Consider the following 26,705-nt stretch of genomic DNA (forward strand, 5'->3'; position numbering starts at 1 on the left):
AGACTCGGCTTATATAAGCGAGCGCTATAATCTCATCGAACTCTCATCGAACTGTGCTCTGCTGGCCCTGATGCGTACGACGGTCCTGGTGGTTGACGACGAGCCGAACATCGTCGACATGGTGGCGACGGTGCTGCGGTTCCACGACTTCGAGGTGGTCACCGCCGGCACCGCGCGCGAGGCGGAGCGGCTGTCCGGCGAGAAGCCGCCGCACCTCGTGGTGCTGGACGTGCTGCTGCCCGACGGAGACGGGTTCGCGCTCTGCCGCCGCCTGCGCGCCGCGGGGCACCGGTTCGGCATCGTCTTCCTCACCGCGCGGGACGCGCCCCGAGACAAGATCGCCGGGCTCACCTGGGGCGGCGACGACTACGTGACCAAGCCGTTCTCGGTCGACGAGCTGGTCGCCCGGGTGCGGGCCGTGCTGCGCCGGATCGGCCCGGACGCCGACACCGGCGCCGGCCTGCTCCGCTACGCCGACGTGGAGCTGGACGAGGAGACCTGCCAGGCCCGCCGCGCCGGGCAGCTGCTCGCGCTCTCGCCCACGGAGTTCAAACTGCTGCGCTACCTGATGCTCAACCCCGGCCGGGTGCTCAGCCGCACCCAGATCCTCGAGGCGGTGTGGAGCTACGACTTCGGCGGCGCGTCGAACGTGGTCGACACCTACATCGGCTACCTGCGCCGCAAGCTCGACCCGCTCGGGCCACCCCTGATCGTCACCCAACGCGGGTTCGGATACGCGCTCCGGGCCGGCGGATGACCCGGCTCCCGCTGCGGCGCAGCCTGCTCACCGGCATGGTGGCGCTGACCGCCGTGGCGCTGCTGGTGGCCGGCGTGGTCAGCGTCACGGCGCTGCGGTCGTACCTGCTGGACCGGACCGACGACCAGCTCCGCGCCGGCGCGACGCTCGCCACCCAACGGGTCGGGGTGTTGCAGCGCGAGCCCGGCGGGGTGGCCCGCGCGATCGTCGCGCCGTCGGACTACCTGGTGGAGATCCGACACCCGGACGGCACGCTGACCCGGCTCGGCGGGTCACCGCCGGCCGTACCGTTGCTCGACCGGGCCCCCGCGCCGCCCGCCGGCGGCGCTCCGGGCCCGGCCACCACGCTCGGCGACGGGGACTGGCGGGCGGTCACCGTGCGGGCCGGCGCGACGGTCGTGCTCATCGCGCTTCCACTGGCACCGGTACGCGAGACGGTGCGCCGCCTGGTCCTGGTGCAGGTGGCCGGCGGCGTGACCGTGCTGGTGCTGCTCGCCGCGTTCGCCCGGGTGCTGCTGGTGCGCGGGCTGCGCCCGCTGGACCGGATCACCGACACGGCGACCGCGATCGCCGGAGGCGACCTGGACCGCCGGGTGCCGGTCGAGGGCGGTGACCGGACCGAGGTGGGACGGTTGACCCGCGCGGTCGACGGCATGCTCGCCCGGCTCCAGTCGGCGATCACCGCCCGGGTCCGGTCCGAGGAACGGCTGCGCACCTTCGTGGCCGACGCCTCGCACGAGCTGCGTACGCCGCTGACCTCCATCCGCGGCTACCTCCACCTGCTGCGCCGGGACATGGTCGAGCCCGCGCGCCGGCCGGAGGTGCTGCGCCGGGGCGACGAGGAGGCGACCCGGATGAGCCGGATCCTCGACGACCTGCTCTACCTGGCCCGCCTGGACGCCGAGCCCCGGCTCGACCGCAGCGACGTCGACCTGGCCGAGGTGGCCCGGGAGTCGGTGGCCGACGCGCTCGCCGTGCAGCCGGGCCGCCCGTTGCGGGTCGACGCACCCGACGCGGCCCCGGTACGCGGCGACGCCGACGCGCTGCGTCAGGTGCTGGCGAACCTGCTCGCCAACGTCCGCGCGCACACCCCGGCGGGCACCCCGACCGTCGTCGAGGTGCGCCGTCGCGGCGACCGGGTCGAGATGACGGTCCGCGACACCGGCCCCGGGATGCCGCCCGAGTTGGCCGCTCGGGCGTTCGACAGGTTCAGCCACGGCGGCGCCGGCGGCAGCGGGCTCGGGCTGGCCATCGTCGCCGAGATCGTCGCCGCGCACGGCGGCGAGCTGGGCCTGGACACCGTCGAGGGGACCGGCACGGCGGTCCGGGTCCGCCTGCCCGGGGCCGACTCTTGACGTTCTCTCATCCGGCTCCGGTCGGACGCCCAGCCGGCGCTGGTGTGCTCGGGACATGCGGAAATTCACCCGCCGCCGGCTGCTGGCCGGAACGGCGGTCCTGTTCCTCGTCGTGGCGGCGGTGGTCGCCGACCGGGTGGCGGCCCGGCTCGTCGCCGGGCGGCTCGCCGACCGGCTCGCCTGTGCGGCCGGGGTGCCCCGGCCCTCGGTGGAGCTGTCCGGTTTCCCGGTGCTGCCGCAGGTGCTCGGCGGCCGGCTGGACCGGCTCCGGGTCGGCGTGACCGACGCCCGGGCCGGTGGGCTGCGGGTCGCCCGTGCCGACGCCGACCTGCGGAACGTCCGGTCCGGTGACGGGCCGGCGCGGATCGGCGCCGCGGCGGTGGAGGTGCTCGTCGGCTACGCGGCGCTGCCCACCGAGGCGGCGGGACGGACGTTGCGTTACCGCTACGCCGACGGGCTGCTCGGCGTCGAGACGCAGATGTCGACAGTGCCGGTCACGTTGCTGGTCCGACCGACGTTGACCGGTGGGCGGCTCACCTTCACCCCGAGCGAGGTGGAGGTGTTCGGGATCCGACGTCCGGCCGGCAAACTGCTCGACCGGCTCGGCGGGGGCCCCGACCTGGGGCGCGACCTGCCGGCCCTGCCAACCGGCCTGTCCTACCGGTCGGTGACGGCGACCGCCGACGGGCTTCTCGTCCGGGTCGATGGACACGATCTCACCCTGCCGGCGGCCGGTGGCCGCACCGGCGCACGCTGCGGAGGAGCATGATGCGGGTCGACGACGGAAACCTGGTGCACCGCGCCCTGGGCGGGCTGGGCCGGTTCTGTGCCCGCCGCCCCCGCACGGTGCTGGCGGGATGGCTGCTCCTCGCGGTCGCGCTCGTCGGCGCCGCGGCGGTGCTCGGCCGGCCGGTCGACAACGACGTGGCGCTGCCCGGCAGCGACGCCCAGCAGGCCCGGGACCTGCTCGGCCGGGCCGGGTCGGGCGACGGCACGGACGGCCAGCTCGTGCTGTACGCCGACGGCGGCCGGCTCGACGACCCGGCCCGGCAGGACGCGCTCGCGCGGGCAATCCGGGAGATCGCCGGGGTGCCCCACGTGACAGACGTGGACGGGGTGGACGCCGCCGCGGGCACGCTCAGCCCCGACGGGCGCACCGGCTGGCTGACCGTACGGCTCGACGTGTCGCCGCGGCAGGTGGACAAGGCGCTCGCGCGCGCGGTCACGGACGCGGCGGCGCCCGCCGGGGCGGCCGGCATCGAGGTCACCCCCGGTGGGGTGCTCGCCTCGGCGGCCGAACGCGGCGGCTCCCGGGACAGCGAGCTGCTCGGCCTGGCGGTCGCCGCGCTGGTGCTGCTGCTCGCCTTCGGTGGCCTGGTCGCCGCGGCGGTGCCACTTGTCACCGCGCTCGTCACGCTCGCGTGCGCGGTCAGCGCGGTGGGGTTGGCCGGGCACCTGGCGGCGGTGCCGTCGGTGGCCGGGACGCTCGCCACCATGGTCGGTCTCGGCGTCGGCATCGACTACGCGCTGTTCCTGGTCACCCGGCACCGCCGGTTGCTGGCCGAGGGGGTGCCGGTGCCCGAGGCGGTGGCCCGCAGCGTCGCCGGCTCGGGCAGCGCGGTCGTGTTCGCCGGCGGGACCGTGGTGGTCGCCCTCGGTGGGCTGGCCGTGGCCGGCGTACCGATCCTGGGCACGCTCGGCTGGACCACCGGCCTGGTGGTGGTCGTCGCGGTGGCCGGCGCGGTGACCCTGTTGCCGTCGTTGCTGACCCTGCTCGGGCACCGGCTCGACCGGCTGCGGATCCGCCGCCGACGCCCGGCCCCGGCATCACCCGCCGCGCCCGGCCCCGCCACGGCGAGCGGCAGCGGTGTCGCTACGGCGAGCGGCGGCGGTGCCGCCACGGCGAGCGGCAGCGGGACCGGGGAGCGGCGGCTGACCGGCTGGGCCCGGCAGGCGGACCGGGTCACCCGCCGGCCGTGGCGCTGGGCGATCCTCGCGCTGCTGCTGCTCGGCGTGCTCGCCGCGCCCGCCCTCGACCTGCGGCTGGGTCAGGTCGACCCGGGGGACAGCCCGGTCGGCACGGCCGGCCGGACCAGCTACGACCGCCTCGCGGCCGGGTTCGGGCCGGGCGTGAACGGACCGCTGACCGTGGTCGCCGAACTGGAGCCGCCGGCCGCATCGGGCGCCGACGCCCGGGTGGGCGAGCTGTCCGCCCGGGTGGCCGGCACGGCCGGCGTCGCCCGGGTCGCCCCGGTCCGGCTCGCCGACGGCGGGCGGGTCGCGGTGCTCACCGCGTACCCCCGGACCGCGCCGGGCGACCCGGCGACCGCCGGGCTGGTGCGGACGCTGCGGACCGTCGGCCCGCCCGGGGTGGCCGTGCACGTGGGTGGCGCGACCGCCACCCGGGTCGACCTCGCCGACCGGGTGGGGGAGCGGATGCCCTGGGTCATCGCGGTGGTGGTCGGGTTGGCCACGGTGCTGCTGTACGCGGCGTTCCGGGCGCCGGTCGTCGCGGTCAAGGCGGCGGTGATGAATCTGGTGTCGATCGGGGCCGCGTACGGCGTGCTGACCGCGGTCTTCGCCTGGGGCTGGGGCGCCGGGCTGACCGGACTGTCCGGCCCGGTGCCGGTGGAGAGCTACCTGCCGATGATGTTGTTCGCGTTGCTCTTCGGGCTCTCCATGGACTACGAGGTGTTCCTGTTGACGGCCGTACAGGAGTCCTGGCGGGCCACCGGCGACAACCGGGTGGCGGTCCGTGAGGGGCTGGCCGGCACCGGCCAGGTGATCACCTCGGCCGCGCTCATCATGGTGACCGTCTTCGCCGGCTTCGTGCTCCAGGATGATCCGGTGATCAAGATGTTCGGCCTCGGCATGGCGGTCGCGGTCGCGGTCGACGCCACAGTGGTCCGCGGGCTGCTGGTGCCGGCCACCATGGCACTGCTCGGCCGGGCGAACTGGTGGCGGCCCGCCCGACGGCGCCGGGCGGCCGAGCGGACGCCGCCGGTGCCGGTCGGCTGACGGCGCGTACGCGGGACGCTGGGTGCGCCGGTTCCGTGGTGTTAAGCGGGGCCCCTTCCTCTACCGAATGCGTTAAGCGGGGGCCCCGCCTTACACCTCAACCGAGGCGGGTGGCGACCGTCCGGCGAAGCTCGGGCAGCCGGTCGTGCAGCAGGCCCGGGCACTGCGTCGAGGCGAAGTCGCGATGGCCGTAGATCTCGGTGGGCGCGATGCCGTACTGCTGGCAGGTGAACGCGCAGAACCAGACCAGGCTGTCCCAGAGCGCCTGCGGCGGCTGCACGTCGACGTAGATGCCGTCGTTCTCGATGCCGATGGCCTGGCTGTTCTGCCCGACGCAGTGCGCGCCCTGCACCATCGACTGCCCGTGCAGCAGCCCGTAGAGGCTGCCGTGCCGGCCTTCGGTCAGGTGGCCGCCCCGGCTGTTGGTGAAGTGCTGGCCGGAGTCGAGCCACCCGTTGGAGTCCATGTGCAGGTCCTGGATGTCGCGGGAGTTCCGGTACGCCTGGGCGAGGCTGTAGTCGGGCGTGTTGGGGAACGCCGTGTGGTGAATGATGATCTTGTTGGGGCGGCTGGACACCACGCTCACCGGCGACGACGGCGGGCGGGCGCCCCAGGTCGCGCAGTTGGCGATGGTCGGCTGGTCGACCCGGGCCGCGGCGGCCCGCGCCGCGCCGCCGGCCTGGGTGAGCGCGCCGGCGCCGAGCAGGACCGCGCCGCGCAGCACGGCCCGCCGGGGGAGTGGAACGGACATCGGGGCCTCCTCGTGGGTACGGACACGACGGCGGGACGGGCGGTCACGGCCCGCCCCGCCGGGGTGGGTCAGCAGGCGCCGTTGCAGGCCAGCACCCGGAGCCGGTCCAGGCTGCCGTTCCAGACGTTCTGGTCGCCGGGGAAGGTGCCGGCGGAGGACCACTGCCAGAAGGAGTACGTGCCCCAGCCGGCCGGCAGCGTGCCGACGCCGCTGGCGTAGCGGGCGATCCACAGCGGATTGTTCGCCGCGAACTGCGACGTGTTGCCGGTGCAGGTGCTCCACCAGTCGGTGGTGGTGTAGATGGTGGCCCACCGGCCGGTGCGGGCGTGGTACTGGTTGACGAACGAGGCGATCCAGCTCCGCATGGACGCCTGGCTGAGCCCGTAGCAGGTGGCGCCGTACGGGTTGTACTCGATGTCCAGCGCGCCGGGCAGCGTCCTGCCGTCCTTGGACCAGCCGCCGCCGTGGTCGACGAAGTAGTTGGCCTGGGTGGCGCCGGTGGTGGTGTCGGGGCGGGCGAAGTGGTAGGCCCCGCGGATCATCCCGACGTTGTAGGAGCCGTTGTACTGCTGGGCGAAGTACGGGTTGGTGTAGTAGGTGCCCTCGGTCGCCTTGACGTACGCGAACCGGGCGCCGTTGGCCCACGCGGCGGACCAGTTCACGTTGCCCTGGTAGCTGGAGACGTCCATGCCTGGTAGTCCGGCCGGCGCGGCGTGGGCGGGGGCCGCGCCGGTGAGGGCCGCCGCGGCGGCGGTGACGGTGGCGAGCACGGCGGCGCCGGTGGTGCGCAACGCCGATCGCAGGAGACGGTGCATCTTTCCTCCCGGGGGGTTGCCGCCTGCTGGCGGCGGGAGTATGACGAAAGGATCTGTCGACATTAGGACACAGGACGGAGAAACTTTTCAATAGACGTATCGAAGATTCTCTCTGAATTTCGGGGCTCAGCCGAGTGCGGCGAGCACCTCGGCGGCGGCGCGCTCGCCGGCCGTCACCGCGCCCTCCAGATAGCCGCTCCACCGGGTCGCGGTCTCCGTCCCGGCCCAGTGCACCCGGCCCACCGGCGCCCGCAGCTCCGGCCCGAAGTCGCGCCACGAGCCGGGCGTCAGGACGCCGCCGAAGCAGCCCCGGGTCCACGGATCGGCCGACCAGTCGTACTCGATCAGGTTCTCGGGGTCGGCGGCGGCCGGGCCGAGGAGCGCGCCGAGCGCGTCCCGCAGCGCGGACCGGCGCGCGGCGTCCGGCAGCCGGCGCAACGCCCGGGCCTGCGCGCCGTAGCTGAACGCGGTGAGCACCCCGCCGGGCAGTCCGGGCAGCGAGTTGTCCACCGTCTCGGTGAGCGGCCCGGTGTCCGTGGTGGCCACCCCGGAGCGGCCGGCGGCGCGCCAGAACGGCTCCAGGTAGAGCGCGTGCACCTTCAGCGCGGCGCCCATCGGCATCCGCTGGGTCAGGCCGTCGCGCAGCGCCGGCAGCGGCGGGTCGTACCGGATCCGGCCGGCCAGGGCCGGCGCCAGCGCGACCACCACCGCGTCGCCCCGGTGCGTCTCGTCGCCGGCCCGGACCCGCACGCCGTCGCGGTCCTGCGCCACGGCGTCGACCGGGGCGTCGAGGCGTAGCCGCGCGGGCGGCAGCGCGTCGGCCATCCGCTGCGCCAGCGCGGCCGGTCCGCCGACGATCCGGTCCTGCTGGGCGCCGCCGGCCATGCCGAGCAGCGCGTCGGCGCCGCCGCCGCTGCGCAGGTAGAACAGCAGATGCAGCAGCGACACCTCGGCCGGCGAGACGGCCAGCAGCCCACCGGCGAGCAGGCGCCCGGCGTAGCGGGCGGTGACCGGGTCGGGCGCGGTGGCGGCGAGCCAGCCGCCGAGCGTGGTCCCGTCCCACTCCGCCGCCCCGGCGGCCCGCCACGGCGCGGCCGGGTCGAGCCCGGCCGCCAGCTCGTCGAGCGTGCCGAGCAGCCCGGCCAGGCCGGCCGGCGGCGCGGTGACCCGCCGCCCGTCCAGGAGCAGCGTCGGCGCGCCGTGCGCCGCCGATGGAAAGGTCGCCAGGCCGTACGCGGCGACGAGCGCGTACATCCGGTCCTGGGTGGGGCCGATCCACTGCGCGCCGAGGTCGAGCCAGCCGCCGTCGGGCAGCGGGCGGCTCAGCGTCCGGCCGCCCACCCGGTCCCGGGCCTCCACGAGCAGCACGTCGACGTCGGCGGCGTGCAGCGCGAGCGCGCAGGCGAGCCCGGAGAACCCCGCCCCCACCACGATCACCCGGCCACCGCGCACGGCCCGGCATACCCCGATCCCCACCGAAATCCCGTACGCCCGGCGTGTCGAAACCGGCGTCCGCCGTTCGTGTGAAGGTGGAGGGCGGCGCCGGGGGCGCCGGCGGCGACGAGGAGGAACCCGTGAAGCAGTACCTGATCAGCATGTACCAGCCCACCGGCGTGGACCGGCCGGACCCGGAGTTCCTGGCCGGGGTGATGCGCGAGGTCGAGGCCATCGGGCGGGACCTGCGGGAGGCCGGCTGCTGGGTGTTCGGCGACGGGCTGCACGCGCCGGACACCGCCACCGTGCTGCGCCCGGCCGGCGACGAGGTGCTCGTCACCGACGGGCCGTTCGTCGAGGGCAAGGAATACCTGGGCGGCGTCACCGTCATCCGCGCCCCGGACCTGGACGCGGCGCTGGACTGGGGCCGCCGGTACGCCCGCGCCACCACGTTGCCGATCGAGGTGCGCCCGTTTCAGGGCGAGGGATGACCGAGGTCGAACGGGTCTTCCGGGCCGAGTACGGCCGGGTGGTCGCCACCCTGGTCCGCCTCCTCGGCGACATCGACCTCGCCGAGGAGGCGGTCCAGGAGGCGTTCGCGGTCGCGGCGCGGCGGTGGGCCGTCGACGGTCCACCGCCCAGCCCGGCCGGCTGGATCGTCACCACCGCGCGGAACCGGGCGATCGACCGGCTGCGCCGCGAGTCCACCCGGGCCGCGCGGCACGCCGAGGCCGCCCGGCTGTACGCCGCCGACCCACCCGCCGAGGAGGGACCCGTGCCCGACGAGCGGCTGCGCCTGATCTTCACCTGCTGCCACCCGGCGCTCGGGGCCAACGCCCGGGTGGCGTTGACGCTGCGGCTGCTCGGCGGCCTGAGCACCGCCGAGATCGCCCGGGCCTTCCTGGTGCCGGAGCGGACCATGGCGCAGCGCCTGGTCCGGGCCAAGGCGAAGATCCGGGACGCCGGGATCCCGTACCGGGTGCCCCGCGACGCCGACCTGCCGGACCGGCTGCGCGGGGTGCTGGCCGTGGTGTATCTGATCTTCAACGAGGGGCACACGGCGAGCGCGGGGGAGCGGTTGGGTCGGGTCGAGCTGGGCGCCGAGGCGATCCGGCTGGGTCGGCTGCTGGTGGCGTTGATGCCGGACGAGCCGGAGGCGCTCGGGCTGCTCGCGCTGATGCTGCTCACCGAGTCGCGACGGGCCGCCCGGACCGGGCCGGACCAGGTGGCGGTGTCGCTGTCCGAGCAGGACCGCGGCCGGTGGGACCGGGCGCTCGTCGTCGAGGGGCAGGACCTCGTGCGGCGCTGCCTGCGGCGCAACCGGCCCGGCCCGTACCAGATCCAGGCCGCGATCAACGCGGTGCACGTCGACGCGGCCACCGCCGTCGCCACCGACTGGGCCCAGATCCTCGCCCTCTACGACCAACTGCTGGTCTGCGCGCCGGGCCCGGTGGTGGCGTTGAACCGGGCGGTCGCGCTGGCCGAGGTACGCGGACCGGCCGCCGCGCTGGTCGAGGTGGACCGGCTGGACCTGCGCGGATACCACCCGTGGCACGCGGTCCGGGCCGACCTGCTGCGCCGCCTGGACCGGCCGGTCGAGGCGCGGGCGGCGTACGACGCGGCGATCGCCGGCACCGGCAACGAGGCGGAGCGGGAGTTCCTGCGCCGCCGGCGCGACCGATCGAGGGAGACCACGTGAACACACCGGAACTGCTCGTCGACGGCCTGGCGTTCGGGGAGTCGCCCCGCTGGCTCGACGGCCGGCTCTGGCTGGCCGACTGGGGCGCCGGTGAGGTGCTGGCCGTGGACGCCGAGGGGCGGACCGAGGTGGTCGTCCGGGTCGACGGCCTGCCGATCTGCTTCGACCGGCTGCCCGACGGGCGGCTGCTGGTGGTCGCCGGCCGGGACGGGCGGCTGCTGCGCCGGGAACCGGACGGCGCCCTGACCGTCCACGCCGACCTGGCCGCGCTCGACCCGCACCCGTGGAACGAGGTGGTGGTCGACGCGCGGGGCAGCGCGTACGTCAACACGATCGGTTTCGACTTCCCGGGCGGGACGTTCGCGCCCGGCTCGGTGGCCCTGGTCACGCCGGACGGCGCAGTCCGGCTGGTCGCCGGCGACCTGGCCTTCCCGAACGGCATGGCGCTCACCCCGGACGGGCGGACGCTGATCGTCGCCGAGTCGTACGCGGGGCAGCTCACCGCGTTCGACGTCGCCGCCGACGGGACGCTCGGCGGGCGGCGGGTCTGGGCGGCGGTGGCCGACTCCGCGCCGGACGGCATCTGCCTCGACGCCGCCGGCGCGGTCTGGTACGGCGACGTGCCGAACCAGTGCGCCGTGCGGGTGGCCGAGGGCGGCGAGGTGCTCGACCGGATCGAGCTGGACCGGGGCTGCTTCGCCTGTGCCCTCGGCGGTCCGGACGGGCGCACGCTGCACCTGGTCACCATGCGGTGGGACCCGGGCGCGCTGGCCGGCGGGCCGCGGACCGGCACCGTGCTGACCGTCCGGGTGCCGGTCCCGGGCGTCGCCTGAGCGCCTAACCGTCGCGCAGCCGGCGCAGGATCCGGGACAGTTCCGCCTGGTCGCTCGCGTCGAGGGCGGCGAAGAACCGTTCCGCCTCGGTGGCCCGGGCGGCCTGGATGGCGGCGCCGACCCGGTCGCCCTCGGCGGTGGGGGCGACGAGCGTGGCCCGCCGGTCGCCGAGGTCGGGCCGCCGCTCGACCAGGCCGCGTTCCTGGAGGCCGTCGACCACCTCGGTGGCCGAGCGGGGCGCGATGCGCAGGTGCTCGGCGAGCGCGCCGGGCCGCAACGCGCCGTGCCGCATGAGCACGCCGAGCGCCCGCGCCTGCCCGGGGCTGATCTCCCACGGCTCCAGCGCGCGCTTGGCCTGGTGGCGCAGCCGCCGGGTCACCGCCCAGAACGTCTCGGCCAGGCTCTCCTCGTCGCTGCCGGTCACGGGAATACGGTAGCAGCAGGTCCTGTTGTTCCCTCATGATGAGGTAACCTCAGCATTACCCGACAGAGGAGAACCCCGTTGGATCACACCCCCGACGGCCGCGGTGGCGGCCGAACCGTGTCCCCCGCCGAGAAGGCCCAGGCCCGCGACGTGTCGCTGCGCCGCATCGGCGGCCTCTTCACCGCACACCGACGCCCGCTCGCCGCCGTGGTGGCGATCATCGTGGCGTCCTCGATCATCGCGATGGCCTCGCCGTTCCTTCTGCGTACCGTGATCGACCGGGCCCTGCCCGAGCGTGACCTGACGCTGCTGGCCTGGCTGGTCGCGGCCATGATCGCGGTGGCCGCCGTGACCGCCGTGCTCGGCGTCGCCCAGACCTGGATCTCCACCCGGGTCGGCCAGGAGGTCATGCACCGCCTGCGCACCGACGTCTTCGCCCACCTCCAGCGGCAGTCGATCGGCTTCTTCGTGCGCACCCGCACCGGCGAGGTGCAGTCGCGCATCACCAACGACATCGGCGGCATGCAGTCGGTGGTCACCTCCACCGCCACCTCGATCGCCGCGAACCTCACCACGGTCGTCGCCACCACCGTCGCCATGCTGGCGCTGAGCTGGCGACTCACGCTCGTCTCGCTCGTCGTGCTGCCGCCCGCGCTCTGGCTCACCCGCCGCGTCGCCCGGCTCCGCCGGGAGATCACCGCGCGCCGCCAGCGGGAACTGGCCGACCTCACCGTCACCATCGAGGAAGGGCTGTCGGTCAGCGGCGTACGCCTGGCCAAGACGCTCGGCACCGGCGCGGCGCTCGTCGACCGGTTCACCGCCTCCTCGGCCCGCCTGGTCGACCTGGAGCTGCGCTCCGAGCTGGCCGGCCGCTGGCGGATGGCCGCCATGACGATCGTCTTCGCCGCCATCCCCGCGGTGATCTACCTGGGCGCCGGCCTGCCCGGCACCGCCGGCACCCTCACCATCGGCACGCTCGTCGCCTTCACCGCGCTCCAGGCCAACCTGTTCCGCCCGCTGATGGGCCTGCTCAACGTGGGCGTCACGCTGACCGCCTCGCTCGCGCTGTTCGCCCGCATCTTCGAATACCTCGACCTGCCGGTGGAGGTCGCCGAACCGGCCCGCCCGGCGGCGCTCGACCCGGCCACGGTCCGCGGCCACCTGCGCGTCGAGGACGTCACCTTCAGCTACCCGGGCAGCGACACCGCCGCGCTGGCCGGCGTCAGCCTGGACGTCCCCGCCGGCACCAGCCTCGCCCTGGTCGGCGAGACCGGCTCCGGGAAGAGCACCCTCGCCGCCCTGATCAGCCGGCTGCACGACCCGGACGCCGGCCGGATCACCGTCGACGGCGTCGACCTGCGCGACATGCGCCTGGCCGACCTGGCCGCCGTCGTGGGCGTGGTCAGCCAGGAGACCTACCTGCTGCACGCCACCGTGCGCGACAACCTGCGGTACGCCCGCCCCGACGCCACCGACGCCGACATCGAGGCCGCCGCCCGCGCCGCCCGCATCCACGACCTGATCGCCGCGCTGCCCGACGGGTACGACACCATGGTCGGCTCCCGCGGCCACCGCTTCTCCGGTGGCGAGCAGCAACGCCTGGCCATCGCCCGGACGCTGCTACGCGACCCGCGGATCCTGGTGCTGGACGAGGCGACGAGCGCGCTCGACACGGAGACCGAACGCGCGGTGCAGCGGGCGCTCGACGAGCTGGCCCGGGGCCGCACCGTGGTGACCATCGCGCACCGCCTCTCCACGGTCCGCGACGCCGACCGGATCGCCGTCCTCGACCACGGCCGAATCGTCGAGTCCGGCACCCACGATTCGCTGCTGGACCACCAGGGCCGCTACGCCACCCTGCTCGGCTGACCGCCCCCCACCCCACCGCCCCCGCCTCCCGATGCCGTGATGGGGTGTACGGGGCGTCGTGCGCGACGATCCGCGCTCCAACCTCACAACGGAAGCCACCCGGCGCGGCCGGCCGATCGGACGACGTGTCGCGTAGTCCGATCGGTGGGACTCGGTGGCGGGTCTGTTAACGTTCTCATGCGGTCGGTCCCGTGCACGGGACCGACCGTCCAAACCGGAACGCCATCGGACGGTGATGTCTTGATTCCGCTAGGTCGCGCTTCGTAGCGTGAGGCTCCGCAACCCCTCGGCCGGTGGGGCGCCGCCAGCGGCTGCGGTCGTCACTGTGGGGTGTGCATGCTGATCGCCGGAGCCGTACCGGTCACGAGCGTCATGGCGGAGCTGCGCGCCGAGCGGTCCCTGTTCCACTCCGAGGCCGACTTCCAACACGCGTTCGCCTGGACCGTGCGCCGCCTCGACGCGGGCCTCCGCGTCCGCCTGGAGGTGCGGCAGGAGGCGCGGCAGGAGCAGGACGAACACCTGGACCTGCTCTGCCACGGCCCGGCCGGCCGGACGGCGATCGAGTTCAAGTACTTCACCGCCCGGTTCAACGGCGTCGACCCGCACACCGACGAGGCGTACGCCCTGCGCAGCCACGCCGCCGCCGACGTGGCCCGACGCAACTTCGTCTTCGACATCGAACGGCTGGAACGCTTCGTCCGCGTCGGCCCGGCGCGGACCAACGGCCTCGCCCTCCTGCTCACGAACGCCCACGGGCTGTGGCAGGCCCCCGCCGTCGACCGGCCGACCCGGGACCGCGAGTTCCGGCTCCACGAGGGCCGCCGCCTCGCCGGCATCCTCAAGTGGGGCGTCGACGGACGCTACTTCCAGCCGAACCGGCGCCACCTCACCGGCGACTACCGGCTCGGCTGGCAGGATTTCACCGAACTGCCGGGGCGCAACGGCCGGTTCCGGTGGCTCGCCGTACCGGTGAATGCCGCCGACCCCCCGACGCCCGCCGGGCCGGGCGTGGGAAGGGACTGACCGCATGGGCGTGGACGCTCGCCAGGCCGCCGACCGGACCCTCGAGTTCCTGAAGTCCCTCGCCGAGCGGCGGTACGACCGGGTGTGGACTCCGGACTTCCTGAGCCACGCCCCGGACGTGCGGGGCTTCGTCATCTTCCACGGCGGCGCGCTCGTGCTCGTCCACAGCGGGGTGGCGCCGGGGGAACCGACCCGCTGGCTGTTCCGGATGGCCTGCGCTCCAGGCGCGGACGTGACCGACACGGCCGAGGCGATGGAGTGGGCGAACATCAGGAACCGGCTCGCCGAGGGCGGGCGCTACTACTGCGTCGTCACCGCCGACCGGAGCGCCTGCCATGTGGTGTTCGCGCTCGACGTCTGGAGCCCGCTGCTGGCGGACGTGACGGCGCCCGACGCGCAGACCGCCCGCGACCTGCTCGACGGCGCGCTCACGGTGTGCGTCCACAACGCCATCGCCGACTTCCGGGACCTGTCCGCCTACCTTCCGGCCCGACGGTTGGATCCCACCGAGGAGGACGCCTCGACGCTGTTCGCCTGCACGCGGCACTGAGCCGTACGCCGGGGGTACGCCGGCGCCGCCGCGGGACGCAGCCCGGCGAGCTGGACGAAGACCTCCCGCTTGGCGGTGGCGAGGCCACGACGGTCGACGACGTAGCCGGTCAGCCAGAGCCAGCCGAGGTGGGTCAGCTCGGGGCCGACCGACACGACCCGGAACGTCAGGGCGCGGTCGCCGCCGAACTGCACCGAGGCGCGGCCGTCGATCCGCAGCAGGTCACCCGGTTGTGGGAGCACCGCTACCAGTGGCCCTGGTTCGGTGGGCGGCACTCGCGGGCGTGCATGGCCTGCCAGTCGCGCAGCGCCCGCTTCAGCCGCTCGTTCTCCACGTCAACCGGCGGATCTGCCGGTGCAGGTCGGTCAGCTCGTCGGCGACCTCGGTCTGGAACGCGCGTACCTGCTCGGGGTCGACGCCACGACGACGCGGATCGAACGCGCGGGTCCGCGCCTCGCGCGGCGTCATCCGGGCCGGCAGGCCGGTTCCGTAGAGCTGGCCGGAGCGAAACACCTCGGTCACGTCGGTCCTTTCGCGGTTGCGTCCGCGCCTTTGGGTGCACTTGTGGTTGCCAGGGCAACAACAAGCGCACCCAAAGGGCAGCGGCGATCGGAGACAGAGCGTTCCGGTGGGCCGGGACGGGCACGCGCACCCGCCCCGACCGGGGGAATGAGCCGAACTCGTTGCCACGCGAGGAGCGGCTCCGGTCCAACATATCTAGACATGTCAGATGAGTCAACGCTGCTTGTTAGGCGCGTCGCGGTGTGATCGAATCGGATCGCCACGCGAGGAGTGCTATGCGAGAAGTGCCGGATTACTGGCGCATCGCCGATGACGTGATCGCCGATGTCAGGTCGAACAAGCTGAAGCCGGGGGACAAGCTGCCCTCGATCGTTGAGCTGCGCGAGAACTACCGCGTCAGCCACGGAACGGTCCAGATGGCCTATGCCCGGCTGGAAGCGCTGCGCGTGATCCGGCGTCAGCAGGGCAAGGGCGTCTTCGTCACCGACCCGAAGACGTGGATGCGCGAGCCGTAGACAGCGGCGTCAGTCCAGCAGGGCACTCGTCCACTTGTCGGTGTGGCGCTCGGTGTAGTCGGCGTCGGCGCGCCACGTGTCGCCGTGCCCGGTCCGCCAGTGCGTCGCCCACGGCTCGACCCCGAGCGCGGCCTGATCGCGCAGGAAGTCGTGCATCGCCCGGGTCCGGACGGTCAGCAACGGCACCAGGTCGCGGCGCTGCCGTTCGTCCAACCCGTACGCGTCCACGAAGGCGCGCAGACGCTGCCCCGCGTCCGCCCGCTGCCAGTCATGATGCGCCGACAGCGGGACGAAGCCGTGCGCCGCGTAGGCGAGATCCCACAGCCGTGACCCGGGCCCGGCGTTGTCCCAGTCGATGACGACCCAGCGGTCCCCGATCACCAGGTTCCACGGCGCGAGGTCGTGGTGGACGATCATCTCGTCCCGGTCGGCCGGGATCAGGGCGTTCCATCGCGCGTCGGGCGGCGGCGTGAACGTCGCGAGCGCGTCGTGCAGCTCCCGCGCCAGCCGGCCCACCCGGGCGAGCTGGTCCAGCGGTGCGAGCAGGTCGAACCGGTGCGGCCAGGGCACCTCACCCGCCGCGTAGGTGAGCACCTCCCGCCCTTTCTCGTCGACACCGAGCGGCCGGGGCGCGCCCCGGAAACCGACCGACCGCAGGTGGCCGAGCAGCGCGTGCACCGCCGGGGTCCACGGACCGGCCTGCCGGCGTACGGTGTCCCCGACCCGCACCACGCCCGCCGTCACGTTCCCACCGGCGAGCGGGACCTCCTCCACGCTCATCCGCCCACGGTCCCGTCCGCGCGGAAGGCCCGCCGGAACGCGGAGGGCGAGGTGGTCGTCGCCCGTGCGACGTGCTGGCGACAGGTCACGGTCTCTCGACCCGCACCGAGGGGAGGTGGGCCGGCACTGCCACCATCCGGCCGGCGTTGTCCCGCATGGGTACCACGGTCATGGCGCGACCGTAGCGGATGACCTACTGCCGGGGGCCGGCCTTGCGGCCGGAGACGAGATCGCCACACTGTAGCGGTGAACATGGGCAGGTATCTCAGGACGACGACGGCCCGCTTCGACGAGGTGACCGCGACCTTGTGGGACCCGGCCGAGGAGGAGGAACGCACGGAGGCCGGCGAGCGCCGCAAGGTCATCCTGGAGCAGTACAAGACATATGTCGAGATGGCCGACCGGGTGAGTGCCCGGCGCGGTCTCACCAACACGTTCTTCCTGAGTTTGAACACGCTGATCGCGACCGCCGCCGGGGTGGTCTGGCGCAGTCGCGGCGGCGTCGAGCCCAGCTATCTGACCGTCCCGGTGGCGGCGCTGCTGTTGCAGTGTGCGGCCTGGTTCTGGCTGCTGCGTTCCTACCGCCAGCTCAACTCCGCCAAGTACGTCGTGATCGGCGCGCTGGAGGAGCGGCTGCCGGCCTCGCCGTACTGGCGGGCGGAGTGGAAGGCGCTCGGCGAGGGCCGTGATCCGTCGCGGTACTGGCCGTTGACCCACCTCGAACAGTGGATACCCGTGTCGTTCGCCGTCGTCTACGTAACCGGATTCGCCCTGGCGATACTTGCCTGAGCAGCGGCTTCGTCGAACTGTCGGCAAACGGACAATTGCTGCCTCCTCGGTCCTTGGTTCAGACTGTCTCCTCGGCGTCGGCGAGGGTGTGCAGGGGATGTCATTTCTTTTCTTTCTCAGCTATAGCGGCGTTGACGGGAACGGCGTCTACGTCGGCGAGTTCTTCAAGGATCTGTCCGAGGAGATCCGGCGTAGCACCGACCTGGAGGAAAGCCGCATCGGGTTCGCGTACGGGGGGATGCGTGACGGGACACAGTGGCGCCCGACCGTCGCGAAGGCGCTCGCCACCTGCCGCGTGTTCGTGCCGCTCTACTCGCCGCGATATTTCCGGGCGCGCTTCTGCGGTCAGGAGTGGGGAATCTTCGCCGAGCGGCTGCGGGCGTACGAGCAGGAGCACGGGACCACGCCGGATCTGATCGTGCCGGTGCTGTGGGAAGACGTGTTCGACGACGGGCAACTCCAGATTCCGAGGCTCGCCGAGGACATCTGGGCCCGAAGCGGGACGCTCGGCGACGCCCAGAAACCGACCGGCGTGCGCAGGTTGGTGCAGCAGAAGGCCAGATACCGCGACGAGTATCACGACGTGGTGTACCAGTTGGTCGCGCGGATCCGCGCCGTCGCCGCGGAACACGACCTCCCGGCGTACGATGCGGCAATCGATTTTGACACCGCGGCGGACGTCTTCCGGCCTGCGGGCGACGGCGACGAGTGCCTGGTCCCCCGGCCGCGGCCGGGGGAACCGGGCACGAGCGGTCCGCGCCACGTGCACCTCGTGGTGGCGGCGCCAACCGCGACCGAAGCCGCGGAGAAGCGCACCGACGTGCACCGCTACGGGACACGCTCCGAGGACTGGATGCCCTACCTGCCGGAGGCGGTCAAACCCGTGGTGCGCTACGCGATGACGGTGGCCGACGAGCAGGACCTCACCTCGCACCCGGTCGGTGCCGCCGAGAAACTGCCCGACCTGCTCGCCGACGCGGAGTCGGCGAACGAGTTGGTCGTCCTGCTTGTGGACGCCTGGGCCACACTCATACCCGCCTACGTGGAGGCGCTGGCGCCCTACGACGATGGGTTCTACGGCAACTGCGCCGTGCTGGTGCCGTGGAACCCGGCGGACGAGGAGTCGACGTCGAACGTGGCGGTGTTGAAGGAATCGGTGACGACGTTGTTCGCGAAGAACATCCGCGTGCCGCACCCGACCTTCCACCATTCGCTCCGCAATGTGGACGAGTTCACCGACGCCTTGCGGCAGGTCCTCATCCGGACCCAGAAGTTCGTCTTCGAGAAGCACCCGGTGCCGGACTTCGCGGATGCCGCCCCGATCGTCGCCCGCCCGATCCTCGACGGGCCGGGTGCCGGCTGATGGGTGCCGACGTGACCGAGGGACGCATCGTCACCTTCTACTCGTACAAGGGCGGGACCGGCCGCTCGATGGCGCTGGCCAACATGGCCTGGATCCTGGCCAGCAACGGCCACCGCGTGCTCGTGGTGGACTGGGACCTGGAAGCGCCCGGCCTGCACCGGTATTTCCACCCGTTCCTTCCGGACACGGAGTTGACCTCCACGACCGGCCTGATGGACATGTTCTGGAACTACGCGGCAGGCATGGTCGATCCGTCGCTCGACAACCGCGAGGAATGGCGGGAGAAGCACGCCGACGTGTTGGAATACGCGGTGTCGCTGCGCCATCGTTTCGCCTTGGGCGGGTTCATCGACCTGTTGTCCGCCGGCCGGCAGGACCGGTCCTACGCGAGTCGTGCCATGTCGTTCGACTGGGACAACTTCTACGACCGGCTGCACGGTGGCTCCTTCATCGACGAGATGAGGGACAGCATGCGCCGGCACTACGACTACGTCCTGATCGACAGTCGAACCGGGCTGAACGACACCTCGGGCATCTGCACGGTGCAGCTTCCCGACATTCTCGTCATCTGCTTCACGCTCAACAACCAGAGCGTCACCGGAGCACTCGCCGTCGCGGACTCGGTCCGCCGGCAGCGCGCCGATCGTGAACTGCGCATCCTTCCGGTGCCGTCGCGGGTGGAGGACGGCGAGAAGGCCCGGCTGGAGACGGCCCGCAGCTATGTGCGCCACGGCTTCCGGCGTTTCCTCGACAATCAGAGTCGGGAGGAGCGGGACCGCTACTGGGGTGACGTCGAGATCCCCTACAAGATTTTCTACGCGTACGAGGAAATCCTGGCGTCGGTCGGCGACCGCCCCCACCAGGAGGGCACGTTGCTGGCCGCCTACGAGCGACTGACCGCACACGTGACGAACGGCCGGGTGACCGAGGCCGCGCCGCTGGGCGAGGTGGAGCGGGAGGCGCTGGTCCGACGCTTCTGGCGGCAGACCGTCGGAGTCAGCCTGTACGACTTCTTCCTCAGCCATCATCCCGCGGACCGGAAATGGGCCGAGTGGATCGCCGCCGAACTGGAAGAGGCGGGATATCGGGTCTCGGTCGGGTCGCGCGACCTTCGCCCCGGCGCCCGCTGGTCGGAGGAGATCGAGAAGATCATCCTGTCCAGCGACGTGACGCTCGCGCTGCTGTCCCCCGCGGCGCTCCGATCGCCGGACGTCGCGCGGGAACGGCAACTCGCCCACGACATCGATCCGGGCGGCGAGGCCGCACGCCTGGTCCCCGTGCAGGTCGTCGAATGCAGGATGCCGGCCGGGCTCGGAGATCTGAACGGCATCCGGCTGGTCGGCATCGACGAGAAGACCGCGCACCAGCGGCTGCTCTCGGCGATCCGGCTGGTGCAGCCCCGGTCCAGCGGCCACCATCCCCGCCGCGAACCTGCGACGTTCCGCGACTTCCCCGGGCGGTTGCCGAAGATATTCAACGCGCCGCCGCGGCCGAAGGGCCTGGTGGGGCGGGAGGACGAGATCTTCGAGCTGTGGTCCGGTTTCGAGGGGCTCCGCGGCGGGGCGCAGGTGGTCTGCGGACCCGCCGGGGTTGGCAAGACGGCACTCGCCCTTGAGTTCGTCTACCGGTTCGCGCCCACGTACGACGCCGTCTGGTGGATCTCCGTTGGTTCCCGCGACGACATCGTTCTCGATATCTCGGAGCTTGCCGTGGCCCTCGGCGGCGCAAAGGGGCACGACCTGCACGAGCCGCTCCGGGAGCTGATGTACCTGCTCGACGGCCGGCGGTGTCTGATGATCCTCGACAACGTCGAGGACGTCCGCAGCCGGTTCGCGGTCGCCCCGCCGCCCGGAGTGGACGTTCTCATCACCTCTCGGCTTCAGGCGTGGGGCTCGGACGTCGTCCGACACGAGCTGCCGGTCCTGTCCCCAGCGGAGTCCGTCGAGTTGCTCCGCCGCATCGAGCCCGACCTGAGCGAGGGATCCGCGCGGGAGGTCGCCGGTCTGTTGGGTGGCCTGCCGCTGGCGCTGCGGATGGTGGCCACCGATTCCACGTTGGCGGCCCAGCTTCGGGACGACTCCCAGCAGCGGTCGTTCGGCAACATCCTCGCGCCGGCCTGGAAATGGACGCGGCAGCGGCTGTGGGCCGACGAACCGGCCGCCGTCGAACTGCTGCGTGTCGTGGCGTTCTTCGCGCCCGAGCCGATCCCGGTCAGCCTTTTCGTCGACACCCCGGCCGCGGCGGACCACCCGGGCCTGCGGTACGCGATGACGCGGGGCTCGAACTTCGAGGAGTTGCTGGCCCGGCTGCACGACTACAGCATGGTGGAGCGGGACGAGGACTGGTTCCGTGTGCATCCACTGGTACAGGCGACCGTGCGGGAGGAGTTGACCGCCGTCGCCCAGGAGTCGTACCGACGCCAGGGGGAGCGTCTACTCGTCTCCGCCCGTCTCGGCGACCCGGTCGACGCGCGTAGCTGGCCCCGCTACCGGCGGCTGCTCCCGCATGTGGTGGCCGCGGACTGGGCCCAGGGACAGTCGCTGCGGGCACTGGTGCTGCTCCTGTGCGGCTACCTCGCCGCCGCCGGTGAGATCGACCGGGCGAGGAGCCTGAGCGCGGAAGTGGTGGAACGCTTCACCGTGCTGCTCGGCGCGAACCACCGGGACACGGTCGCGGCGCTGCACACCCTCGCCGCCGTGACCTGGCAGGCCGGTGACGGGGGTACGGCTCTCGATCTGGCCGGACAGGTCTGGACGCAGCGAGGCGACCTGCTCGGCCCGGAACACGGCGACACCCTCGCCGCTTTGAACAACTTCGCGGTGATGTTGTGGAGCCAGGGCCGGCACCACGAGGCGTTGAACCAGAACGAGGAACTCTTGACCCGGCGGCGGGAGACGCTCGGGCCTGACCATCCCGACACGCTTGTGGCCCTGGGCAACCGGGCGACGATGCTGTTCGGGGTGGGCCGGTTGCCGGAGGCGTTCGACTGCGAGCGGATCGTGCACGACATGCGGCTGAGACGACTCGGCGCGCACCATCCGCTCACCCTGGCGTCCCTGGAGAACATCGCCTCGATCAAGCTCGAACTGGGGGAGAAACACGACGCCGCGGAGACCTACGAGTTGTTGGTCGAACGCTACGGCGCACTGCTGGGTTCCGATCACCCGGATGCCTTACGCGCGATGTTCCTCTCGGCGCGGGCGAGACAGCGACTCGGCGAGGTGACCGCCGCACAACGCCTGCTCGCCGAGGCGTTGAGTCGGCAACAGCGGGTCCTGCCCGCAGAACATCCACAGCTTGCGGCGACCAGAGAACTGTTGCACGAGATTCAGGCGGCGATGAGCGACCAGGAACGGACGGGCACCTGATGGATCCGGTGGTGATGTCGCTGGCCCGGCAGGCCGGTCAGGCGGTCGTGGCCGCGATGGCCTCCGAGATGTGGCCGATCCTGCGTGACCGGCTGACCCGGCTCTACGCCCGGACGAGCGAGGGCCGGGCCACGGAGGTCGCGGACGCGCTGGAGGATTCCCGCCGGGCCGTGCTGGGCGGGAACTCTTCACCTGACATCGTGGCCACTCGCTGGCAGGGCCGGTTCGAGGCCATGTTGGAGGTGTACCCGGATCAACTCGAGCCGCTGCGCGAGGTTGTCGTCGGGGCGAGCACCGAGGCGGAAACCGATCCGGGCCAGGTGTTCCGGGTCGGCAGCGGCACGTTGCTCGGCCACGGCCAGATCGTCGCTCACAACACCGGCGGCGGCATGATCTGGCCCTGAGGCGCGACGGTTCCCGCCCAACCGGCGCACCGGCCCGTCCGCATCCGCCATCGCGTGTTCACCGGGGGTTCGGGGCGCGGTCGCCGGGTGAGGGCTGTACGCCGGGCAGGATCCTCGGCAGACTGAGCGCCGGCCATCCAACGACGATGGTCAATGTCATGTCCGGTTCGCTCAAGGAGGATCCCTTGACCCCGTTCCGCGTCGCCGCCACCCGCGTACGCCGCGCCCTGGCCGCGTCCGCCCTGGTCACCGCCCTGGCCGCCGTCGCGCTCGTCGCACCGGCCACCGTCTCCACCCGACTCGCCGAGCCCGCCCGGGCCGCCGTCTACAGCTCCTGCACGCTGTCCCGCTGCGCGGACGCGCGCACCGCCCGATCCGGGTGGTCGGCGAAGAGCTTCCCGACCAGCCGCGGCTGGTACTCGTGGAGCGGCGGCACGTGCAACTTCGCCGGCGGGCAGTTCTACAACCGCGAGGGTCAACTGCCCGCCAACGCCACCTACTACGAGTACGACGTCTACCCGCGCGCCTGCAACGCCTCCCGCGACGCGTACCGGATCGTGGTGAACAAGAGCACCGGGACGACCTGGTTCTCACCCGACCACTACGCCAACTTCTACCGGCTCTGAGTCGTACCGGCTCTGAGCTTGTGCCGGTACCGGCACTGACGCACGTCGACGCCGGCCGGGCGCCCGCTCCGGCCGGCGCCGACCGGAAAGGACGGATCGATGGGCGCAGCGTCCCCGCAGCCGCCGGCCTGGCTCACGCTCGACCCCGACTCCGCGCCCGAGCCGGCAGGCGTGCCGGTCCCCGGTGCGGCCACCCGCACCCGGGCGGCCCTGCACGACACGCTCGCCGTGGCGATGTCCCTGCCCGACTGGTACGGCCGCAACTGGGACGCCCTCGCCGACGCCCTGGCCGACGTCCTCACCGACCGGATCGGGCCGGACCCGTTGACCCTCGTCGTGCGGGACGCGGCGAACCTGCTCGCCGACGAGCCGCCCGCCCAGCTCGGCACGTTCCTCGACGTGCTCGGCGCGGCAGCCGCCGGTGGTCATGCCAGCCTGCGGCTGGTGCTGCGCGACACCCCCGAGCGGCTGTCCGCCCTGCGCGACCGCATCGCCGCAGCCCTGGGCGGTCACGTCGGCGCCCCCGAAGCCACCTGACCACGCCCCCCGTCGCCTCCCCGCCGCTCGCGTGCCCGCTCGCCGTCCGCCAGCTCGGGGAAGTGGCGTGCTCGGGTGGTCGTGGATGCCGCCACTTCGGCGAAGTGGCGCCAGTTCGGGGCCGTGGTGTGGCTGCTCGGCCGGATTCTCGCCGGCTCGGGCGGCCCGACAAAACCCCTTGATCACGCCGAGGAGACGCCCCGGTGGGCGGGCGACCTCGGTGATCATGAAGTTAGCGTGGTCCGGGAGCGCTCTCCGGGCAGCCAACTTCATGATCAACGGGGTGAGGGCGGGGGTGGTGGGGTCGGGGTGGGTGGGTCAGGTTGGGGGGTCGAGGATGGCGCTGAAGCGCTCCTCGGCCAGGTCCAGCTGGGCGAAGATGTGCTGCTTGACCGGCGCCGACAAGGGGGTGTCCGGGCGGGCGACCAGCTCGCGGAAGACCGGCACCAGCGGGCGGTACTTGGCGGCCAACCGGGCTACCTTCGGTCCGACGGTGTGGATCACGCCCACGCCGTTGTCGGTGAAGTCCGACACCTTGATCACCCGGGCCCAGGGTTCCCGGTCGAGGCTTGCCGCCACGTGTTCCCGGTACTGCGTGTGCCGGTCCCGGCCCGGGTCGTACGCCGGGTTGGTGACCGCCGCGACGAGCCGGGCCACCCGCGGGCCGAAGCGGTCGGCGAGCGTGGCCAGCGCCGCCCCGGTCACGTCGTCGCCGGCGTCCGCCGCGGACGCCGGCACGCCGGCCAGCTCGGCGGGGTGGTCCTCCACCGCGTCGTGCAGCAGCCCCGCGACGATCACGTCGACGTCCCGGACCTGGTAGTGGTGCATCATCCGGATCGCCACCCGGAGCAGGTGGTTCAGGTACGGCTCGCGGACCCGCCGGTCGTCGCGGTGCAGGTCGGCGGCGAGGTCCAGCGCCTCGGTCAGCCGGGCACGCGCGGCGTCGTCGAACGCGGCGATCTCCAGCCGGAAGCGGGCCAGCAGGCCGGGCTCGCCGTGGATCTCGGTGATCGCGTGCATCGGCATGGTGGCGAGGTACGCGGGGAAGTCCATGGCTCCCTTATAGCTGATCTTCGCTGGAGGCCGCCGTCGACTTCCCGACGCCGGGACCCTCGGCCACGCCGTGACCCTTTGCGACGCCGTGACCCTCGGCGACGCCGTGATCCTTGGCGCCGCCGTAACCGATGAGCCGCTTGGCCAGGCGTACGCAGGTGCCGTCCGGGGTGCCGACGATTGTCGCCTCGTCCATCACCCGGGCCATGATCAGCCGCCCGCGACCGCGGTCGCTGCCGTCGCCGCCGTCGGTCGGCCGCCAGCCACCCTGGTCGCGTACCTCGATCTCCAGCCGGTCGTCGCGCAGCTCGACCTGGACCGTGGTGATCCCCTCGGGGGCGAAGCGGTAGCCGTGTTCGATGGCGTTGGCGCACGCCTCCCCGGTGGCGATGAGCACGGTCTCGACGTCCCACTCGTCGACGCCGTGCGCGTGCAGCCAGCCGCGCAGCCGCTCCCGGGTGGGCGCCAGCAGGCCGGGGTCGGCCGGCAGGTCGATGGTGAGGACCCGGCCGGTTGTCCCACCCGTCACGTCCGGTCCTCCGTCCCGTGCCCGTCCCCGGGCGTGGGCGCCACTCGCGCTGTCACCGACTGTTCTCACCCTCCTGTCCCCGATGGCCACTGTTTCATGCCATCGGCGACCGGGATCGTCAAAGGTGATCATCGCGCATCGCGGCCGGCGTGTCAGCCGACACCCCCGGGCGGGCCGCCGGCAACAGCCCGACGGGACGCCGCCGACATCCGGACGGGAGCCGCCGACCCCCCGACGGGAGCCGCCGACCCCCCGACGGGAGCCGCCGACCCCCCGACGGGTGGGTGCCGCCGGCGTCCCGGGCGGGGGACGCCGGCGGCGTGGGCGCGACCGGTCAGAGCGGCAGCCGGCCCGCCCCGGCCCAGGCGTCGACGACCGGCGGGACCAGCGGCGTCGGCAGCGGCGGGGTGGCCCGCAGGGTGGGCGTCCAGCCGGCGTCGCCGCCGAGGTCCGGGTCGTGCGCGGCGTTGTACGCGGCCCGCAGGTCCACCGGCCGGGGGAGGTGGCGGCCCTGCTTCACCCAGCTTCCGCGCTCGGTCAGCGCGGTGCCGCCCCAGTCGTGGATGAGGTCCGCCGGGTCGACGTCGTCGGTGAGGGTGAAGAAGTTGTTCTGCGCGTAGATGGCGGACTGCACGCCGACGCCGAGGGCGTACTCGAAGCCGGCGCCGCCGAGCCGGTAGTGGTTCTCGTGCACGTCCACCTGGCCGAACCGCACCCGGGGCAGCCGTTGGAGGTCGCCGTCGAAGAGGTTGTGGTGCACGCTGACCTTGAGCCGGCCGACGTCCGGGCCGACCGTGTTGGAGGAGCCGATCAGCATCAGCTTGTCCCGGCCGGTGAACCGGTTCCAGGAGGCGGTGACCAGGCTGGCGGTGTGCGTGACGTCGAGGGAGCCGTCGTGCACCTGCCAGGGCCGGCCGAAGTAGATCGGCTGGGCGCTGTCCGGGTTGTCGCCGTCGGTGAACGTGTTGTGGTCGACCCACACGTGCTCGCTGCGGCGTACCGAGATCTGGTCGTACTGGGAGTTCCAGTTGCCGGTGTCGCCGTCGTCGGGGGACCAGGCCGGGAAGCAGTCCCGGGCGTCGTCGAACGTCAGGTTGCGCACGATCACGTTGGCCACCCGGTCGATCATCAGGGTGAGGCCGGTGAGCCGGGCGCCGCGCAGCCCGACGATCGTGGTGTTGGACCCGACGTTGATCTGCGTCTGCCGGGTCTGGTTGGCCACGGACCGGACCCGGGCCGCCTCCAACGGGCCGCTCGGGTCCACCCGCCCCCAGACCGCCGGGTCGTACGCGGCCAGGTAGGCCGGCAGCGTGTACTCCGGGTCGGCCAGGTCGGCGCAGTCGAGCGGCGTGTCGTCGGCGCCTTCGAAGCCGTCGATCGTGCCGGCGACGTACACGATCTTCGGGGTGGCGTCGGTGGCGTTCGTGGCGTTGTCGCCGCCGAGCGCGGCGACCAGCTCGGCCCGGGTACGCACGACGCGGGTCCGGTCGGCGGTGGCCGCGCCGCCGCCGGTGGTGCCGGCGCCCTCGGCGGCCCAGCCATCGTTTGCGGGTAGGGCCTGGCGGCCGATCAGCTCGGCCGCCCGGGACGGCTTGGCGGGTGCGGCCGGCGCGGGCGCGGCGACGGTGAGGGTGAGCGTGGCGGCGAGGGCCGCGACGCCGACTGTTCGGGTACGCATGGCTCGGTTCCGT

27 protein-coding genes are annotated in these 26,705 nt (G+C 73.1%); 17 read left to right on the forward strand and 10 right to left on the reverse strand.

Annotated features, from left to right (window positions below):
• The first annotated feature begins 70 nt into the window (after positions 1-70).
• The 4 genes from O7602_RS11995 to O7602_RS12010 are packed head-to-tail and all read left to right on the forward strand — an operon-like array spanning position 71 to position 5,130.
• A complete protein-coding gene (locus O7602_RS11995; RefSeq protein ID WP_281588790.1) occupies positions 71-757 on the forward strand; it encodes a response regulator transcription factor in 687 nt (228 codons plus the stop codon).
• Positions 754-2,112: a HAMP domain-containing sensor histidine kinase gene (locus tag O7602_RS12000; RefSeq protein ID WP_281588792.1), complete on the forward strand. Its 1,359-nt coding sequence runs from the start codon at positions 754-756 to the stop codon at positions 2,110-2,112. The genes O7602_RS11995 and O7602_RS12000 overlap by 4 nt, the downstream gene beginning before the upstream one ends.
• Before the next feature lie 55 nt (positions 2,113-2,167).
• Positions 2,168-2,881 carry a DUF2993 domain-containing protein gene (locus O7602_RS12005; protein WP_281588794.1) on the forward strand — a complete coding sequence of 238 codons (714 nt, stop codon included), beginning with the start codon at positions 2,168-2,170 and terminating at the stop codon, positions 2,879-2,881.
• Positions 2,878-5,130, forward strand: a complete 2,253-nt coding sequence (locus tag O7602_RS12010) for an MMPL family transporter (protein WP_281588797.1) — start codon at positions 2,878-2,880, stop codon at positions 5,128-5,130. The genes O7602_RS12005 and O7602_RS12010 overlap by 4 nt, the downstream gene beginning before the upstream one ends.
• A gap of 97 nt (positions 5,131-5,227) precedes the next feature.
• Here the strand turns inward: O7602_RS12010 and O7602_RS12015 are convergent, their stop codons facing one another.
• The 3 genes from O7602_RS12015 to O7602_RS12025 form a co-directional block, all read right to left on the reverse strand.
• Positions 5,228-5,881: a peptidoglycan recognition family protein gene (locus O7602_RS12015; protein WP_281588798.1), complete on the reverse strand. Its 654-nt coding sequence runs from the start codon at positions 5,879-5,881 to the stop codon at positions 5,228-5,230.
• 68 nt (positions 5,882-5,949) lie between these two features.
• Positions 5,950-6,696, reverse strand: a complete 747-nt coding sequence (locus tag O7602_RS12020; protein WP_281588800.1) for a lysozyme — start codon at positions 6,694-6,696, stop codon at positions 5,950-5,952.
• 126 nt (positions 6,697-6,822) lie between these two features.
• A complete protein-coding gene (locus tag O7602_RS12025; RefSeq protein WP_281588802.1) occupies positions 6,823-8,172 on the reverse strand; it encodes an FAD-dependent oxidoreductase in 1,350 nt (449 codons plus the stop codon).
• Positions 8,173-8,270: 98 nt separating this feature from the next.
• Between O7602_RS12025 and O7602_RS12030 the strand changes: the two genes are divergently transcribed.
• Genes O7602_RS12030 through O7602_RS12040 form a run of 3 tightly spaced genes read left to right on the forward strand, consistent with a single transcriptional unit; the run spans position 8,271 to position 10,662 of the window.
• The gene (locus O7602_RS12030) at positions 8,271-8,621 is read left to right on the forward strand and encodes a YciI family protein (RefSeq protein ID WP_281588804.1); all 351 of its coding nucleotides are present in this window, start codon (positions 8,271-8,273) and stop codon (positions 8,619-8,621) included.
• Positions 8,618-9,829, forward strand: coding sequence for a sigma-70 family RNA polymerase sigma factor (locus tag O7602_RS12035; protein WP_281588806.1), 1,212 nt, complete (start codon positions 8,618-8,620; stop codon positions 9,827-9,829). Before O7602_RS12030 ends, O7602_RS12035 begins: the two co-directional genes overlap by 4 nt.
• Positions 9,826-10,662, forward strand: coding sequence for an SMP-30/gluconolactonase/LRE family protein (locus O7602_RS12040; RefSeq protein WP_281588809.1), 837 nt, complete (start codon positions 9,826-9,828; stop codon positions 10,660-10,662). Before O7602_RS12035 ends, O7602_RS12040 begins: the two co-directional genes overlap by 4 nt.
• A gap of 4 nt (positions 10,663-10,666) precedes the next feature.
• Here the strand turns inward: O7602_RS12040 and O7602_RS12045 are convergent, their stop codons facing one another.
• The gene (locus tag O7602_RS12045) at positions 10,667-11,086 is read right to left on the reverse strand and encodes a MarR family transcriptional regulator (protein ID WP_281588811.1); all 420 of its coding nucleotides are present in this window, start codon (positions 11,084-11,086) and stop codon (positions 10,667-10,669) included.
• Between the two features lie 78 nt (positions 11,087-11,164).
• Here O7602_RS12045 and O7602_RS12050 point away from each other — a divergent pair, with 78 nt between their 5' ends.
• The 3 genes from O7602_RS12050 to O7602_RS12060 all read left to right on the forward strand — a co-directional run bounded on the left by O7602_RS12050 (position 11,165) and on the right by O7602_RS12060 (position 14,528).
• Positions 11,165-12,955: an ABC transporter ATP-binding protein gene (locus tag O7602_RS12050; RefSeq protein ID WP_281588813.1), complete on the forward strand. Its 1,791-nt coding sequence runs from the start codon at positions 11,165-11,167 to the stop codon at positions 12,953-12,955.
• Between the two features lie 336 nt (positions 12,956-13,291).
• Positions 13,292-13,978 carry a hypothetical protein gene (locus O7602_RS12055; RefSeq protein ID WP_281588815.1) on the forward strand — a complete coding sequence of 229 codons (687 nt, stop codon included), beginning with the start codon at positions 13,292-13,294 and terminating at the stop codon, positions 13,976-13,978.
• A gap of 4 nt (positions 13,979-13,982) precedes the next feature.
• Positions 13,983-14,528: a hypothetical protein gene (locus O7602_RS12060; RefSeq protein ID WP_281588817.1), complete on the forward strand. Its 546-nt coding sequence runs from the start codon at positions 13,983-13,985 to the stop codon at positions 14,526-14,528.
• On the opposite strand, the gene O7602_RS12065 is transcribed toward O7602_RS12060, so the two are convergent.
• Complete coding sequence (locus tag O7602_RS12065; protein WP_281588819.1) at positions 14,456-14,770, reverse strand: hypothetical protein; 315 nt, start codon at positions 14,768-14,770, stop codon at positions 14,456-14,458. The two genes, O7602_RS12060 and O7602_RS12065, sit on opposite strands and share 73 nt — an antisense overlap.
• A gap of 73 nt (positions 14,771-14,843) precedes the next feature.
• Positions 14,844-15,050 (reverse strand): DivIVA domain-containing protein, encoded by a 207-nt coding sequence (locus O7602_RS12070; protein ID WP_281588821.1) that lies wholly within the window; start codon positions 15,048-15,050, stop codon positions 14,844-14,846.
• A gap of 275 nt (positions 15,051-15,325) precedes the next feature.
• Between O7602_RS12070 and O7602_RS12075 the strand changes: the two genes are divergently transcribed.
• On the forward strand, positions 15,326-15,565 hold the full coding sequence (locus O7602_RS12075) for a winged helix-turn-helix domain-containing protein (protein WP_281588822.1): 240 nt from the start codon (positions 15,326-15,328) through the stop codon (positions 15,563-15,565).
• Between the two features lie 9 nt (positions 15,566-15,574).
• Here the strand turns inward: O7602_RS12075 and O7602_RS12080 are convergent, their stop codons facing one another.
• On the reverse strand, positions 15,575-16,345 hold the full coding sequence (locus O7602_RS12080; RefSeq protein WP_281588823.1) for a phosphotransferase: 771 nt from the start codon (positions 16,343-16,345) through the stop codon (positions 15,575-15,577).
• A 246-nt stretch (positions 16,346-16,591) separates the two neighbouring features.
• Between O7602_RS12080 and O7602_RS12085 the strand changes: the two genes are divergently transcribed.
• From O7602_RS12085 to O7602_RS12110, 6 genes are all read left to right on the forward strand, one after another.
• Positions 16,592-17,134 carry a hypothetical protein gene (locus O7602_RS12085; protein ID WP_281588825.1) on the forward strand — a complete coding sequence of 181 codons (543 nt, stop codon included), beginning with the start codon at positions 16,592-16,594 and terminating at the stop codon, positions 17,132-17,134.
• Entirely contained in the window at positions 17,127-18,497 is a 1,371-nt protein-coding gene (locus tag O7602_RS12090) for a TIR-like protein FxsC (RefSeq protein ID WP_281588826.1), read from the forward strand. The genes O7602_RS12085 and O7602_RS12090 overlap by 8 nt, the downstream gene beginning before the upstream one ends.
• Positions 18,497-21,865, forward strand: coding sequence for an FxSxx-COOH system tetratricopeptide repeat protein (gene fxsT / locus O7602_RS12095; RefSeq protein ID WP_281588828.1), 3,369 nt, complete (start codon positions 18,497-18,499; stop codon positions 21,863-21,865). The genes O7602_RS12090 and fxsT overlap by 1 nt, the downstream gene beginning before the upstream one ends.
• Positions 21,865-22,269, forward strand: coding sequence for a hypothetical protein (locus O7602_RS12100; protein WP_281588830.1), 405 nt, complete (start codon positions 21,865-21,867; stop codon positions 22,267-22,269). The genes fxsT and O7602_RS12100 overlap by 1 nt, the downstream gene beginning before the upstream one ends.
• 185 nt (positions 22,270-22,454) lie before the next feature.
• A complete protein-coding gene (locus tag O7602_RS12105) occupies positions 22,455-22,895 on the forward strand; it encodes a ribonuclease domain-containing protein (protein ID WP_281588832.1) in 441 nt (146 codons plus the stop codon).
• A gap of 99 nt (positions 22,896-22,994) precedes the next feature.
• Positions 22,995-23,432 carry a barstar family protein gene (locus O7602_RS12110; protein WP_281588834.1) on the forward strand — a complete coding sequence of 146 codons (438 nt, stop codon included), beginning with the start codon at positions 22,995-22,997 and terminating at the stop codon, positions 23,430-23,432.
• A gap of 318 nt (positions 23,433-23,750) precedes the next feature.
• On the opposite strand, the gene O7602_RS12115 is transcribed toward O7602_RS12110, so the two are convergent.
• The 3 genes from O7602_RS12115 to O7602_RS12125 all read right to left on the reverse strand — a co-directional run bounded on the left by O7602_RS12115 (position 23,751) and on the right by O7602_RS12125 (position 26,692).
• Complete coding sequence (locus O7602_RS12115) at positions 23,751-24,485, reverse strand: HD domain-containing protein (RefSeq protein ID WP_281588836.1); 735 nt, start codon at positions 24,483-24,485, stop codon at positions 23,751-23,753.
• 7 nt (positions 24,486-24,492) lie between these two features.
• Positions 24,493-25,014: an ATP-binding protein gene (locus tag O7602_RS12120; RefSeq protein WP_281588837.1), complete on the reverse strand. Its 522-nt coding sequence runs from the start codon at positions 25,012-25,014 to the stop codon at positions 24,493-24,495.
• Positions 25,015-25,348: 334 nt separating this feature from the next.
• Positions 25,349-26,692, reverse strand: coding sequence for a polysaccharide lyase family 1 protein (locus tag O7602_RS12125; RefSeq protein ID WP_281588839.1), 1,344 nt, complete (start codon positions 26,690-26,692; stop codon positions 25,349-25,351).
• Positions 26,693-26,705: the final 13 nt, after the last annotated feature.

The sequence above is a fragment of the Micromonospora sp. WMMD1128 genome, from assembly GCF_027497235.1.
Lineage (GTDB): Bacteria > Actinomycetota > Actinomycetes > Mycobacteriales > Micromonosporaceae > Micromonospora.